The sequence below is a fragment of the Rummeliibacillus sp. NPDC094406 genome (genome assembly GCF_044763875.1).
In the GTDB taxonomy this organism is placed as follows: Bacteria; Bacillota; Bacilli; order Bacillales_A; family Planococcaceae; genus Rummeliibacillus.
In genome coordinates this window covers 227820-243096 of record NZ_JBIWGZ010000003.1, presented here as the reverse complement: position 1 = coordinate 243096, position 15277 = coordinate 227820, and the positions used below count along the sequence as shown (strand labels likewise).

Below are 15277 nucleotides of genomic sequence, written 5' to 3'. Positions count from 1 at the left end.
ATGGTTCATTCCTTTGTAGGGAATTTAGAGCCATTAATAAACGTATCTGTTGATATTTTATATATCTCGTTATCCTTGAAAGGACCATTCTTTTCCTGATAGCTATTAACTATTTGATAACCAATATAATACCCGATCCATTTTGGAAACGGGCTGCCTTTTTGACCATACAAATATGGATGGTGATTTTTTACTCCCATCATATTTAATGATGGTAAAAAGTGGCGTTTCCAAATATCTACAGCCTTATCAAATGGATAAAGATTTGTCCATGGTGCTAACAACTTTTCTCCATGCAACTCCTTTACTGCATACTCCCCAAGACCTTCAATAATGAGTGAATCCTTAAGAGGTGTTCTTTCTGGAGTTAATTTAATCTGATTTATCCGACAAACATGGTTGTATTCATGTGCCAACATTGCCTTTACTTCTTCTTTTGAGAGCTCTGTCGATAAAAATAGAAAAATAGCTTCTTTATATGCAACGCCATTTTTACGCAAATGCTTACGGAACCCCAACATTCCTTTTTTTATTGGGAAAATATAGATTGGTATATTAGGTCCATTCCACAATTTACTTAAATATTGATATTCTTTTTCTACTATTTTCCAAACGTTTTGTCTTTCCATTTCTTTTACAATTGATTCGATTTTAAACCATTCATAAGGCTCGAATAATCCATGATTTAAAAGTTCATATTGCATAACTTGAGGATTTACTTTCGGAAATACCTTTTTTAAAGGATTACAGAGGGTTTCACATTGTATAGATCCCATATCCATAATTGATTCTTCCTTACATCGATCTACAAAATCATATAGCCATTTTTGAGTCTGAATAACTGACAAATGCCTCATCCCTTTTAATCTTTTATTTGTATCATATGTAGCAATAAGCGCTTTGTTTTTGAAAATTAAAGATGTATAACAACTTTAAGATGTCTAGACCGTTGTCCTCTTGGCAGTAGGATTCACTTCATATAATAGCAAGGCATACTTGTATGTAAAAAAATATGGAGGGGGGATAATAATGAATCCGTCTAATGTATATAATTTATGTTGTCAACATCATGGAAAAATGGTGAGAATTAGATGTAGGGATGGTAGTGTTCATGTGGGAGAAATTACACGTGTTGATCGTGATATGGTCTGGATTCGCCCGCATGGAAATATGGGAGGCTATGGTTTAGGATTTGGGTTAGGTGGGCCGGGATTCGGTTTCAATACACCGTTTTTTGGTTTCCGTAGACGTCGTGTTGCTGCATTCGGTATTGGTATAGCACTTGGTACAATTATTGGAATTGGTTTAGCTTCAGTGTTTTTCTGGTAAGTAGGCAAGAGATTTTCGTTAAGTATTTAATATGTAACATCCCTAATTTAGAAAAGCTTCGATAAATTTAACATCTAAGTTTTGTTCATACAGTGAAATTTATAAAGTGAGTGCAAGAATAAACAGCGTCCGTTTTATTATAACTCCCCCTACTAAATCGCTTGATTTAATAGGTGGAGTTAATTTTATTTTTCAATAAAACAATCATGAGCTTTGGCTTTCAACCCGAAATGAAGAGCTTTAAATAAGAAAAAAATAACTATGTGTTCAAAAAAATAGCATACTATGGAAAACTCATAAATATAATAGTTTCAAAATAGAAAATAAAGAAATGTTGTGGAGTTATTTATGAAAAATATACTAAGGGGGATTTAAAGATGCTCGTTTCAGAAAAATTGGAATTATATGCAAAAAAACAACCAAATCATTTGATCACTCAATTTAATGGTAGAAATACAACCTATGCGAAGTTTTACGAGCAAGCAAAAAGATTAGCTGGTTATTTTCAAATGAAAGGCTATAAACAAGAAGACATAATCGCAGTGTACTTATTTAACTCAGATTATTTTTTAACATGTTACTATGCTTGCCAACTCGGTGGCTTTACAGTAATGCCAGTCAATACAAAATTAACTGCAACAGAGATTGACTATATCTTCAATCATTCGGAAGCAAAGGCACTGATATATGATGTTCGTTTAGAATCTATTTTAAATGAATTACCTGAGACTACTAATAATTTTCAAGATTATTTACAAGTAGGTGGTCAAGAAACACTGGAAGCGGTATTCAATGATCAGATGATTTCATATAAAGAAGTTGATGTTGATGCAGATACGACAACAGTTGTTTTTTATACTTCTGGCACGACTGGAAAACCAAAAGGAGTCATGTTGACAGCAGGCAATGTAAGTGCAGCTGCAGAAATTTGGGGACAAGCAATGGATCTTAATTCGAAAGATCGTATGCATATAATTGCACCATTATTCCATTGCGCAGCAAGTCATGTGTTGTGTATTCCTGTTATTTACGCAGGAGGAACGATCGTTATCGAGGAGGCATTTTCACCTGAGCAAACGATAAATACATTGGAAAAAGAGAATATTACTATTTTCTTTGGAGTACCGTCTATGTACAGTATTTTATTGAATATACCAAAGATGGAAAGTTTACACTTACCTAATCTCCGCTTGTTTACCTATGGCGCTGCTCCAATGCCATTTGAATTAATACGTAAAATAAAAGCACTTTATCCGGAAGTAAAGGTCCAAAACTTATATGGTCAAACAGAAAATTCACCAGCTACTTCTACACTAAAAGATCATCATGCACTTGAAAAAGTAGGATCTGTAGGGGAGCCGTTACCTTTGACAAAAGTACAAGTAGTAGATGAGTTTGGTCAACCCTTACCAGTTGGTCAGGTCGGAGAAATAGTTGTAAAAGGGCCGCAAGTTATGAAAGGTTATTTGAAAAATGAAGAGGAAACGAGACGAACAATTCAAAATGGCTGGTTATTTAGTGGGGACTTAGGAAGATTTGATGAGGACGGATTATTATATATTGTAGACCGTAAAAAAGACATGATAATTCGTGGCGGAGAAAATGTATATCCAGTAGAAGTGGAGGAAGTATTATATCAAATTCCTGAATTATTAGAAGGAGCAGTAGTAGGTATTCCTCATGAAATTTATGGAGAAGTGCCGAAAGCTTTCGTCGTATTAAAAGAAGGTAAGCAATTAACTGAAGGAGAAATTATTGCATTTTGTTCTAAGAAATTAGCGAAGTATAAATTACCAGAAGAAATAGAATTGGTGGATACTCTCCCTAGGAATGCTAGCGGAAAAGTATTGAAAAACTCATTACGCAACAGGTAAGTAATTAGTCATTTTACTTGTAGGATGAGAATTCAAAAAGAGTTACAACTTATGCATGAAACAAACCTTACTTCAAATTGCATGATAAATTAGAAGAATATCTAGAGCATTCACTGTGTGTAAAACACTAGTGAATGCTTTTTTTATAAATTTTCAGTTTAATCAATTTCATAATACAAAATTTATAAAAAGTATTCGAACATTTAATGGTATCCAACTTTGGTCATTGCTTCATCACTGCAGACGGCGAGTCCTCAAAAATGCATTCGCATTTCCTTCGTGCGATGTTAATTAAGTGAAGATTATTCATAGACTTACAGGAAAAGCTTGAGCAGACCCCCTCAGGAACGTAGAAAAGGAACTGAAAAAGTAAAATAGATGAAAATTTATTATAAAAATCTTGTATTGCTATGTTTGTTGATGTGGAATTAGCGTAGACTCCTGCGGGAAAGCGAGACAGGTGAGACCCTGCAGTGAACGAAGTGAGCGAGGAGGCTCAACGCTCGCCCGCGGAAAGCGAAGCTAATTCCACATCATGTAGAAAACAGATTAATACTATTAATATTTGTTTTTAAACACTTTCCAGTACCCTAAACTTAGTGCTACTAAGTAGAAGCTAGCAAAGTGAGCTTACTTTAACGAGGAGATTGAGGCCAAGCCCCGGAAAGCGCCGTCTGTAGCGGAACATCCAAATTTGAATATGGAAAAGTTAATGTTTTAAAATGTTTGTATTTTAAAACCGAAAATGGACTTATGAAATTGATTCAATTAGGTTGAAAAAGAAAAATTATTAGAAATTAATTTATTTTAGTATATTATTTTGAATTCAAGAAAGTGAACATTTATTGGATTTTCTAAATCTAACCTAAGAAAATAAACTTTTTCCAAATAACTATTTCTGAATTTTCTGAAAAAATAAATTGTGTGAATCTCGAATTATTGGTAAAATACGCATATACAATAATAGTTACCGCATAACGGTAAAAGGAGGAGCTAAATGGTTAAGTTGCCAACAGTACAATTTACAGAAGAGCAAGAAAAATTCCGCTTAGAAGTACGTTCTTTTTTGCAAAAGGAGCTTGAAAAAGGAACATTTAATACGAAATGTGATTCATGGTTAAGCGGTTGTAATCCATCTTTTTCTAAATTAATCGGTGAACAGGGTTGGATTGGTTTGACGTGGCCCAAAAAATATGGTGGCCAGGAACGTAGCTCAATCGAACGTTACATCTTAACAGAAGAGTTCCTAGCAGTAGGTGCACCGGTTGCTTCACATTGGATTGCTGACCGACAATCGGGACCACTTCTTTTACGCTATGGTACAGAAGATCAAAAAGCATTTTTCTTACCCAAAATCACAAATGGTGAGTGCTTTTTTGCTATTGGTTTAAGTGAGCCTAATAGTGGTTCAGATCTAGCATCAGTTAGTACAAAAGCTGAAAAAGTAGACGGTGGCTGGATTCTCAATGGTTCGAAAACATGGACAAGTAATGCTCATGATGCTCATTATATGATCACGCTTGTAAGAACGGAGCCATTTGATGGAGTCAAAAAGCATAATGGTTTAAGCCAACTCATTATAGATTTACATGCAGAAGGTGTTAGCATTGTACCGATTAAATATTTAACGGGAGAGCATCATTTTAATGAAGTATTTTTCGAAAATGTTTTCGTTCCGGATAACAGAGTTGTTGGAACACTTGGCAACGGATGGAAGCAGGGCCTAGCTGAGTTAGCATTCGAACGCAGTGGTCCTGAACGAATTTTAAGTACTTTCCCACTCCTAGAAGAATTAATCGCTGAATTAAAACGTCAAAATGATATAGCAGGATTAACCCAGGTATCAAAACTGGTTGCACAATTATGGAGTTTAAGAAATTTATCAATCGGTGTTGCAAAAGTACTTGAAGAAGGTGGAGAAGTTGCAATCCCAGCAGCATTAGTGAAAGCGATTGGAACAAAATTTGAGCAAAGTATCCCTGAAATTGCACGTTTATTAGTAACAACTTATCCACGAAAAGATGCAGATCGTAAATTGGATCGCTTACTCGCAGAATCCATTTTACATTCTCCTGGTTTTACAATTCGGGGAGGAACAACAGAGATACTATATGGAATCATTGCGAAAGGGGTTGTTGCTGGATGAGTGAAATTAAAGATATGTTAATCGATGTAGTCGAGAAAATTTTTAAAGACCATGTACAGAAAGAAACTGTTGACCTCGTTGAGGAAGGAAAGTGGGCAGAAAACGTATGGTCTATATTAAATGATAATGGAATGTTGGGCGTTACTATATCTGAAGATGCAGGTGGTGCAGATGGGGATTTAGAGGATCTACTGAACATTTACCGTCTAGTTGGAAAATATGCTGTTCCAATTCCATTTGTTGAATATACATTTGCCAACTATTTATTGGAGCTTGTTAAACTTCCTATAACAGAACGAAAAGTAACGTATACAGTAAATACCAATGAGAAATTAGTTTTCACTGGCGATCAAACGGTAAGAGGTACACTAACGAATGTCCCTTGGGCTCGACATGCTGATGAGCTTGTCGCAATCGCGAAAGCGGAGGAAGGCGACTATCTAGTAAAAGTTGCTATAGAAGATACGTTTCTAGAACAAAATATAAATCTATCTTGCGAACCCCGAGATACAATAATACTTGAAAATGTAAAAGTATTACACAAAAGTGTTGTAGCCCTTACATCAGAACAATTGCAAACCATTATGCATGTTGAAACGGCTGCGAAGGTTGCCTTGATGGCAGGTACAATTGAAAAAATTAATGATTTAACGGTACAGTACACGAAAGAAAGGGAACAATTTGGACGTCCAATTCATCGCTTCCAGCTTGTACAAGAACATCTAGCATTGTTAGCTGGTGAAACTGTAATTATTAGATCAGCTGTAGATAATATGATTGCAGCGTTAGTAGAAAATCGTCATCAAAATGAAGTAATTCTTACAAGAATTCGTATAGATGAAGCGACTAAAACAGTTTCCACTTCAGCACATCAAGTTCATGGGGCAATCGGTGTTACACATGAACATAATTTACATCAATATACGCGACGACTATGGTCTTACCGCGATGAAGGTGTTACTCAATCTGAATGGAGTGAAATTTTGGCAAATGAACTACTCCAATCAGATGAAAGTCTTTGGGAGAGCTTAACAATTGCGAATAAAGTTTACCAAACATATTAAGGGGGACTATAGATGACTGACTTATTATTTGATGTCCAGGATCATATTGCCACAATCACTTTAAACCGTCCTAACAGCATGAATGCTTTTAGTGAAGAAATGATATTAAATTGGATTCACGCATTGGAAACTGTTCGCGATTCGGATGATATCCGGGCTTTAATCGTAAAAGGGAATGGTAAATGCTTCTGTGCAGGTGGCGATATTAAGGCGATGGGGTCTGATAAAGGCTTCTTTGAAAGTTCTGATGATGTAACATCAACAGCACTTGCGCGAAAAAATTCTTTATGGAAGAAAATTCAGCGTGTGCCATTATTACTAGAAGAAATCGATAAGCCAGTAATTGCACAAGTTCATGGGTTTGCCTTTGGAGCAGGATTAGATATGGCTTTAATGTGTGATATTCGAATTGTTGCAGAGACTACTAAATTATCAGAAAGTTACGTTAACGTTGGCATTGTCCCTGGTGATGGTGGTGCCTATTTTCTACCGAAACTTGTTGGAATTGATCAAGCATTAGACATGCTTTGGACTGCACGAGTATTAACTGCTCAAGAAGCAAAAGAGAAAGGGCTTGTTACTTTTGTCGTTCCAGATCACGAGCTTGAACAATTTACACTTGAATATGCATCGAAATTAGCAAATGGACCAGCAACAGTCATCCAACTCACTAAACGAGCTGTGTACCAAAGTCAATCTATGAGTTTACGTTCATCTTTAGATTATATTTCATCGAAAATGGGTCTAGTGACAGAATTACCTGATTACAAAGAAGGCGTAAAAGCAGTGGTTGAAAAGAGAAAATCGGTATTCAATAAGTAATTCATAGAGGCGTTATTTTCGTCCACGCTCTATGTTATTAGAATGCGGAAGCATCTTGTTATTAATCATAAGAGAGCTACAGAAAAATCGATGAGAGTAGGTGATAAATGATGAAACAGCCATTAGAAGATGTACGTATTTTAGACTTATCTCGTGTCTATGCAGCACCAGCTGGATCAATGATTTTGGCAGATTTAGGAGCAGAAGTAATTCGTGTGGAGCATCCAAATGGTATGGATAGTACGCGTGATTGGGGACCGTTTACGAATGACCAAAGTACGTACTATCTTTGTGCGAATAGAAACAAAAAGTCAATCATATTAAATTTGAAAGAAGAAAATGATCGTCAAGTTTTTAAAGAGTTACTGTTAGATGCAGATATCATTCTTGAAAATTTCAAAACAGGCGATATGGAAAGAATGGGCTTAGGATATGAGGACTGTAAGAAATTAAATCCGAGAATCATTTATTGCTCGGTTACTGGATTTGGTCATACTGGTCCATTGGCTACTGAACCGGGATTTGATCCAGTTATTCAAGCAATGAGTGGATTAATGGATGTAACTGGTGCAATAGATGGGGATCCGACAAAAGTAGGCATACCGATTGCTGACATTTTGACATCACATTATGTAGCTATCAGTATTTTAGCTGCAATACGAATGCGTGATATTACAAATGAGGGCCAATGTATTGATTTATCCTTATTAGATGTACAAGTTAGCAACTTGGCGAATGTCGCAAGTAGTTATTTAAACGGAGGAACAATTTCGAAAAGGCTTGGAAATAGCCATAATAATGTTGCACCCTATCAAGTATTTCAATGTTCGGATGGTCCTTTAATGGTCTGTGTCGGAAATGATCGTCAATTTGAAAAGTTTTGTAAGATGATTGACAGAGAACAATGGGCTCAAGATGAGCGTTTCAAAACAAATACGAAAAGGAAAGAGAATGAAAGGGAGCTAGTTGAAAAAATAGCAGAAATCCTACTTCAAAAAACGAGAGATGAGTGGATTGAACAATTACAAAACTTTAAAATTCCAGGTGGCCGTGTAAATACAATTGCTGAAGCTTTAGAACAGCCACAACTCATTGCAAGAGATATGATTGGAGAAATAGAACATCCACAATATGGGAAAGTGAAATTCATTAAGAACCCTATGCAATTTTCTGGATTAAACATTGATTATAAATTAGCACCGCCGATTCTAGGTGAGCATACCAATCAATTTTTCCATATAGCTGCGGATAGTAAAAATGGCTAATGTCGATTTATTTTAACCAATCATCGAATAACTCTGATATAGTAAGAGAAGAAAAATGATAGAGAGCCGGTGGTTGGATGTACAAAGAAAATAATAGCAATAATTACACCATGCAGTCCGTGCAGAAGGCTATTAAGGTATTAAATGCATTTAGTAAAGAAGAACCACAGCTTTCAATGACCGAACTGAATAAAAAAACAGGCATTGCAATATCCAGTCTACAACGATTCCTTACTACACTAGTATGTGAAGGATTTCTTCATAAGGATGAAAGAACGAAACAGTATCAATTAGGATTATCCTTACTTTTTCTAGGAAGACTTGTAGAAGAAGAATCTAGCTTATTAACAGTAGCAAAACCAATATTAAGCAAATTAAATGAATCAACGGGTGAGAGTATATCTCTAAACGTAATTGATGGAAAAGAGCGTAGATGTATATTAAACTTTGAAAGTACATTTGCCTTAAGCACCAAAACTTATGTAGGGGATTCATCTCCACTTTATGCTGGTGCTTCTTCAAAAAGTTTGCTTGCTTTTTTACCTATAGATGAGTTTGAACAATATTTAGAGGAAGTTGAGTTAATTGGAATAACGGAAAATACGATTATTTCCAAGGAACAATTAAGAGAGAATTTACTGGAAATTCGCCAACAAGGTTATGCGATCAGCAATAGTGAACGAGTAAAAGGTGCATTTTCTGTCAGTGCTCCTATTCGATTAGCTGATGGTCGACCAGTAGCTTCCATTACTATTGTTATTCCTGTTGTAAGAAACGATGATTATGATAAAACTCAACTAACAGAAAGTGTACTTGCGGCATCGAAAGCAATTGAATCACAACTTTATTAAAAACTGATACTTCTATCGAATACAATTTTCTTATTAGATTAATAAAGAGTACTAGTAAAAAGCTCCCCTCTTCCGAAATAGAAGAGGGGAGCTTTGATTTTAATAATTATTTATTTAATGATTCAAAATGGTTTTTAGAATTTGATTGCAATGCGCTGATATCACAGCCACTTTTACAATTATTTTTCAATTCACAAGCTCCACATTTACCTTCTTTACTTTTTTGAACATGACGGTAAATTGTCCAACCTGCATATCCAAAAATGATAGTACCTATTATAATACTGGCAATCATTTGTCCCGCTTCCTTTCAGCTAGAATCCTAACAACTTACCGCCTTGATAAATGATCAACGAAATAATATAGGCTAGTATCAATGCGTAAATAATTGAAAAGTATGTCCACTTTGTCGAACCTGTTTCTTTTTTGATCGTACCAACAGTAGCCAAACAAGGTACATACAACAGTATGAATACAATAAAACTAAATGCAGAAAGTGGTGTATAAGCCTGTGTCAATAAGCCTTGTAGACTATCCATGTTCGGTGCATGATAAATAATGTTCATACTTGATACAACCACTTCTTTTGCCAAAAATCCAGTTAACAGAGATGCACCTGCTTGCCAAGTACCAAATCCTAGTGGTGCAAGTATAGGTGCAAATAATCCACCAATTATCGCAAGGAAACTATCATCCATCTCTACGCCTAGTCCATTCGGGCCCGCATAAGATAATAACCAAATGATTACAGATCCACCGAATATAAAGGTACCAGCTTTACGGATAAATCCTTTTCCTTTATCCCAAGTGCTACGAAGTAATGTCTTAGTTTGTGGAATTCGATAAGGCGGTAATTCTACAACAAATATAGATGTTTCGTTTTTTAGTAATATTTTAGAGAATATTTTAGCCATAAGAAGTGCTAAAACAATTCCTAATACATAAAGGAAAAACACAATCATCGTTTGATGTTTAGCAAAAAAAGCTCCTACAAATAATGCGTAAACAGGTAATCTTGCTGAACATGACATTAAAGGTGTTAACAGAATGGTGATTAATCGTTCTTTCGGTTGTTCAATTGTTCTTGCTGCCATAACACCTGGGACATTACAGCCAAAACCGATAATCATTGGAATAAAAGCCTTACCGTTTAGGCCAACTGATTCCATTAGCTTATCCATCACAAGTGCTGCACGCGCCATATACCCAGAATCTTCAAGAAATGAAATGAAGAAAAATAAAATAAAAATTTGCGGTATAAAGACGATTACTCCACCGACACCAGCTACAATTCCATCTAATACTAATGACTGAATGAAATTAGAAGTCCCTAAACTTTGAAGTAATGTGGAAATCCACGAAGTTAATGGACCTGATATAAAATAATCTAGTGAATCTGAAAGCGGAGTTCCTAACCAATCAAACGTTAGTTTAAACATAAACAACATACATATTAGAAAGATTGGAATTCCAAAAAGTTTATTTGTAACAATCGCATCAATTCGATCAGATAACGGAATTTGATTAGTACGTTCTTTTTCTAGAGATTGATCTAAAATAGAAGAAATATAATCCTTTCTAACGCTATAGATCCATTGTGATAGACTTTGAATATTGCTAGAATTCTTAATTTGATTTTCTACTTTTTTAAATAGTTCATCCAATTTCTCGCTAGAAGTAAGCGTATTTAAATAGCTCCGTACGGTTTGATTACCTTCAAAGAATTGCAGTGCAAGCCATCGAAGTGGAAGGTTTTGAACTGTTTGTGATGGAATTAGTTCAAAAAACTCGTCAATCCCATTTTCCAAAATTTCACCATAATCAAGTTTAAGAGGGTGTTGATCCTTTGTTTCGATAGTTGAAATTTGATCCATCATTATGTTACAGCCCTTACCGGAGCGAGCAACTATCGAAATGACAGGTACTTTCAATTCTTTTGAAAGTTTTTCTTCATTTAATGAAATTCCTCTTTGTTTTGCAACGTCTGACATGTTCATGCCAATCACAATTGGTTTTCCATATTCAAGGAGTTGAATTGTCAAAACTAAATTGCGTTCTAATTGGGATGCATCAACTATATTTACAATGCCATTAAAGGATTCAGAAATAAAATAGTTTGAAACAACACTTTCATCTTTTGATAATGGGCTTAAAGTATAAATACCAGGAAGATCAATGAGATGTCCAGTTTTATTTTTTAATGTACCAACTTTCTTTTCAACGGTAACTCCGCTCCAGTTGCCAACATATTCATATGAACCAGTTAGATAATTAAATAGTGAGGTTTTTCCTGTATTTGGGTTTCCTACTAATGCAATATTTATCATGATGGTTTAATCTCGATTAATGATGCTTCTTTAAAACGAATTCCTAAAATTTGCCCATTATGCTCAAGCATAAAAGGACCATGAAATGGCATACGATTTTTTAGCACTATTTCTTCACCTTCTAAAATTCCAAAATCTAATAATCTTCGTTTTACATATCTATTTAAATTAGACAAATTAATAATTACCGCTTTTTCTCCAAGTTCTAACTCATTAAGTGACATTTGAATTCCTCCAACAGACAAGGATATTACTTTTTGATTATATGATAACATTTCTCAATTAGATAGTCGATACTAGAATGGGAATTTTTTTATAGAAAGCATTATATGGTATGCAACATACATGAATCAATTTCATAAATGTTTTTCTAGTTAAAAAATACAAATATTTTCTAAATAAACAACTCAATAATTCGAATAATATTTCATTTCCAGTATTTACTCAGTATTTACTCAGTATGCCGCTCCAGATGGCGCTTTCCGCGGGCGAGCGTTGAGCCTCCTCGGAAGCCCGTTCCGCGCTTCTCTGCGGGGTCTCACCTGTCTCGCTTTCCCGCAGGAGTCGCCATCTTCCGCTTCATAGACAATGTTCTAATAGATATGGTATATAACAATGGCCCATTTAATGTTCGTGTACTTTATTAAATAATTGGATTATGAAATTGATTTACATGGCTAAACTTTAAAAATGCTGTAAAAATTATTGATCTTACTCCTGTCTTTCAGATTCATAAGAATACTCTTAGAAGAAGTCAATTTTAGGTTGATTTCGAATAACCTATAGATACTAATAAGATATATTTAGAAAAAAATAAAAGCCTTGCTGTGTCATTTAGCAAGGCTTTTTATTTACTTTTTTACAAGTGGGACTAGGGGTCAATGTTTGATTTTTAATATATTTCACTAGTCATAAAAAATTAATTTTTGAATCAGATTATTTATAGAAATACCATTATATAAAATGTGAATATTTATTAAACATGTGTGTTGATCATCCGGTTTTCTCCATTAAAATGGATGATCAAACGATACCCGCTACGGATTGCTTGCTTTCCAGCGGGAGTCGAGCAATCCTCTGCTACAATCAATGAACAATGATACACGAGCACCTTGAAAGTTAATTACAGAAGAATAATCTTCCTATTTTATCCTAATCAACACGCTTGATAAATTAACTAAACCAACTTTGATTACATCTAAAATTATTCAATAGTAATAATTTGTATTTACTTTTTTGAATAAGAAATAACCAATAATGCTTGAAATACACCCCATTATAACTAAGGTAGATAAACCATTTTGAAGATTTATAGACGCCTTAAATAGTGTTGTTGAAAGTTCGCTATTTATAATTTTATGAAGATCCATGTAAGTAAAAGGGTTATAGACTGTCGGGTAAAGCTTCATTGCACCAAAAGAAACGATACTTACTATACAAACTGAAACGATTGAATTTCTTATTATTGTGGAAAGCATGAAATAAAAAGAATATAAAAAGAGTACTAATAATATTGCTAAAGGAATTAGTTGCTGTAAATAATCCTTTAGTTCAATAAGATGGAATTGAGCTTTTGTATCATCTACAGCGCCGAAAAGATTGGGTTTAATGATTTCATACACTAGAACAGGGGAGTGTAGACTACCAATTCCCCCTGAAAATAAGCTACATATAAGAGGAGTAATCGTTATGACCAACACAAAGCCCATAGTAAAAGTTATCCCACTTAAGTATTTAGCAAAATATATCTTTCTTTTATAAATTGGGAGGGTAAAATAAAAATTTAGCCCTTTTTTCTTAGAATTTGTGTCAGATGAAATGGTATTCGCAAAAATAAAACATCCGAGTAAAATTACAATCGGTATGAAGTATTGTTGAATCAATAGAAATAATAAGGACAATCCATTTGTAGAGTAACGCTCCGTTGTAGTCTTCCATTCATCTAATACACTACCTGTAAAATGATCATAAATTGACGCTACATAAGGCGTATAAACTGTTTTTTGGATAAAAGGTTCTACATTTTTCTTTTGTAGCCATGTTACTTCTGCAAATGTAGCTTTTATCGTAAAGTTTGATATTTCCTGATTTTCAATGGAGCGAGACGCTATATTGAATTCTGGAGATAATTGTTTCTCTAAGGAAGTCGCTTCATTTGAATAAATTTCTTGCCAATTACCTTTTATTAAATTTTCTTTCTGTGTTTCATACTGCTTAATGCTTTTCTTTAATCCTTTAATTTGAGTTGATAACATCTTCACATTTTCTACGTCTTTATCTTGTTCAGACTTATCTTTTTCACTGTTAATATCAAGAATCATTTTTTTATAAGATGAAATGATATAGTCAAGCTTATTAATATTTTGACTTTTAATATTTTCAGATACTGACATACTATAAAAATAAAAACTAATCACAGCAATGAAAGATAGCAAGAAAGTTATCCATGTAACTTTCTTTTTTAGAATCTTCTTATATTCGAAGAGAAAGAGTTTCGACATTCATATCCCTCGCTTTCGATTTAGCATGAGAGTAATGAAAATCAGGAAAATCATAATAATCATCAACGGAAGTAGGCTTATCGGATAATAAGAAACTGTTTTTAGAATCGCTTGATCGATATTTTGGTAAACGAAAGGATTCCAAAAATTTTCCGCACTATTCTTTGTAATGATTACTGCACCACCTAAAACAAATGCAATAACTAAACTTGCAATCACTAAATTTCTAACGGAAAAGCTTACTAATAAAAGTAACGCTACTACAAAGCTCATAAAACAAATGCTAGAAACAATAGCCCTCATCAAATATTCACCTGAACTCACAAAGTCACCAGAATTTGCGAACAAAGGATAATTAAAGACATCCCCAATATTTTCACCGAATATAGAAGGAATAGCATAAGATAAGATGAAAATAACTCCTAACCAAATAATTCCGGTAAGTAGTAAACTAACATACTTTATGCAAATATATTTCAATTTTGAAATGGGGAGAGAATATACTAATTTCATATTTTGTTCTTCAAACTCTTTCGTAATAAAAATACTTAATATGACAAGCAGAATGATAAAAGGAAATGGAGTAAGGAGAAAAGACAGTATTTTTTTCATGAAAATAGACGTTTGTATGGAGTAATCTAAATCTTCCTTTGGTAATCCTCTAACTAGTAATTCATTATTATAACGCATTGTTTTTTTCATATCTTCTTGACTCATTGAAAAACTACCATCTACATATTGAAATTGCATCGCTGAAATATAAACCTTATTTTCTAATTGAAGTTCCTTTTTCCATTTACCAGCTTCTATTGCTTGAGTCAATTCTTTTAGTTGATCGTATAAAGTTCCTGCTATCTCAATTCTTTTTTCTATTTCGGGATTAGGCCCCTTTTCAAGAATTTTTTGATCACCTTGAAATTGGGAGAGAACATGACTAGCATGTTTTGAAAACTGTTCGATTTTCTTTGATGGAATAGTTTCTTGATGGGCAACATTGAAGATAAAATAAACAGTAATGAGAAGTGAAGTAATTAATAGAAAAAAAGGAAAAACTTTAGAACATACAATTTTCTTAAATTCGAATAATATGAGCTTCAT

13 protein-coding genes are annotated in these 15277 nt (G+C 34.1%); 7 read left to right on the top strand and 6 right to left on the bottom strand.

Annotated elements, in window-relative coordinates:
- Positions 1-5: 5 nt before the first annotated feature.
- Entirely contained in the window at positions 6-848 is an 843-nt protein-coding gene (locus ACIQ4I_RS09580) for a DUF2268 domain-containing putative Zn-dependent protease (protein ID WP_403095681.1), read from the bottom strand.
- A gap of 181 nt (positions 849-1029) precedes the next feature.
- On the opposite strand from ACIQ4I_RS09580, the gene ACIQ4I_RS09575 reads away from it, so the two are divergent.
- From ACIQ4I_RS09575 to ACIQ4I_RS09545, 7 genes are all read left to right on the top strand, one after another.
- Positions 1030-1329 (top strand): hypothetical protein, encoded by a 300-nt coding sequence (locus ACIQ4I_RS09575; RefSeq protein ID WP_403095680.1) that lies wholly within the window; start codon positions 1030-1032, stop codon positions 1327-1329.
- 377 nt (positions 1330-1706) lie between these two features.
- Positions 1707-3203 (top strand): class I adenylate-forming enzyme family protein, encoded by a 1497-nt coding sequence (locus ACIQ4I_RS09570; RefSeq protein WP_403095678.1) that lies wholly within the window; start codon positions 1707-1709, stop codon positions 3201-3203.
- A 997-nt stretch (positions 3204-4200) separates the two neighbouring features.
- On the top strand, positions 4201-5349 hold the full coding sequence (locus tag ACIQ4I_RS09565; RefSeq protein WP_403095676.1) for an acyl-CoA dehydrogenase family protein: 1149 nt from the start codon (positions 4201-4203) through the stop codon (positions 5347-5349).
- The gene (locus ACIQ4I_RS09560; RefSeq protein WP_403095674.1) at positions 5346-6413 is read left to right on the top strand and encodes an acyl-CoA dehydrogenase family protein; all 1068 of its coding nucleotides are present in this window, start codon (positions 5346-5348) and stop codon (positions 6411-6413) included. Before ACIQ4I_RS09565 ends, ACIQ4I_RS09560 begins: the two co-directional genes overlap by 4 nt.
- 12 nt (positions 6414-6425) lie before the next feature.
- Positions 6426-7235 (top strand): enoyl-CoA hydratase/isomerase family protein, encoded by an 810-nt coding sequence (locus tag ACIQ4I_RS09555; protein WP_403095672.1) that lies wholly within the window; start codon positions 6426-6428, stop codon positions 7233-7235.
- A gap of 107 nt (positions 7236-7342) precedes the next feature.
- Complete coding sequence (locus tag ACIQ4I_RS09550) at positions 7343-8500, top strand: CaiB/BaiF CoA transferase family protein (RefSeq protein WP_403095670.1); 1158 nt, start codon at positions 7343-7345, stop codon at positions 8498-8500.
- Between the two features lie 77 nt (positions 8501-8577).
- Positions 8578-9351 carry an IclR family transcriptional regulator gene (locus ACIQ4I_RS09545; protein ID WP_403095668.1) on the top strand — a complete coding sequence of 258 codons (774 nt, stop codon included), beginning with the start codon at positions 8578-8580 and terminating at the stop codon, positions 9349-9351.
- 106 nt (positions 9352-9457) lie between these two features.
- Here the strand turns inward: ACIQ4I_RS09545 and ACIQ4I_RS09540 are convergent, their stop codons facing one another.
- The 5 genes from ACIQ4I_RS09540 to ACIQ4I_RS09520 form a co-directional block, all read right to left on the bottom strand.
- Positions 9458-9646, bottom strand: a complete 189-nt coding sequence (locus tag ACIQ4I_RS09540; RefSeq protein ID WP_403095666.1) for a FeoB-associated Cys-rich membrane protein — start codon at positions 9644-9646, stop codon at positions 9458-9460.
- Between the two features lie 19 nt (positions 9647-9665).
- Positions 9666-11678 (bottom strand): ferrous iron transport protein B, encoded by a 2013-nt coding sequence (gene feoB / locus ACIQ4I_RS09535; RefSeq protein WP_403095664.1) that lies wholly within the window; start codon positions 11676-11678, stop codon positions 9666-9668.
- A complete protein-coding gene (locus ACIQ4I_RS09530) occupies positions 11675-11902 on the bottom strand; it encodes a FeoA family protein (RefSeq protein WP_403095662.1) in 228 nt (75 codons plus the stop codon). The genes feoB and ACIQ4I_RS09530 overlap by 4 nt, the downstream gene beginning before the upstream one ends.
- A 984-nt stretch (positions 11903-12886) precedes the next feature.
- Positions 12887-14179, bottom strand: coding sequence for an ABC transporter permease subunit (locus tag ACIQ4I_RS09525; RefSeq protein WP_403095660.1), 1293 nt, complete (start codon positions 14177-14179; stop codon positions 12887-12889).
- Positions 14180-15277 (bottom strand): ABC transporter permease, encoded by a 1098-nt coding sequence (locus ACIQ4I_RS09520; protein ID WP_403095659.1) that lies wholly within the window; start codon positions 15275-15277, stop codon positions 14180-14182.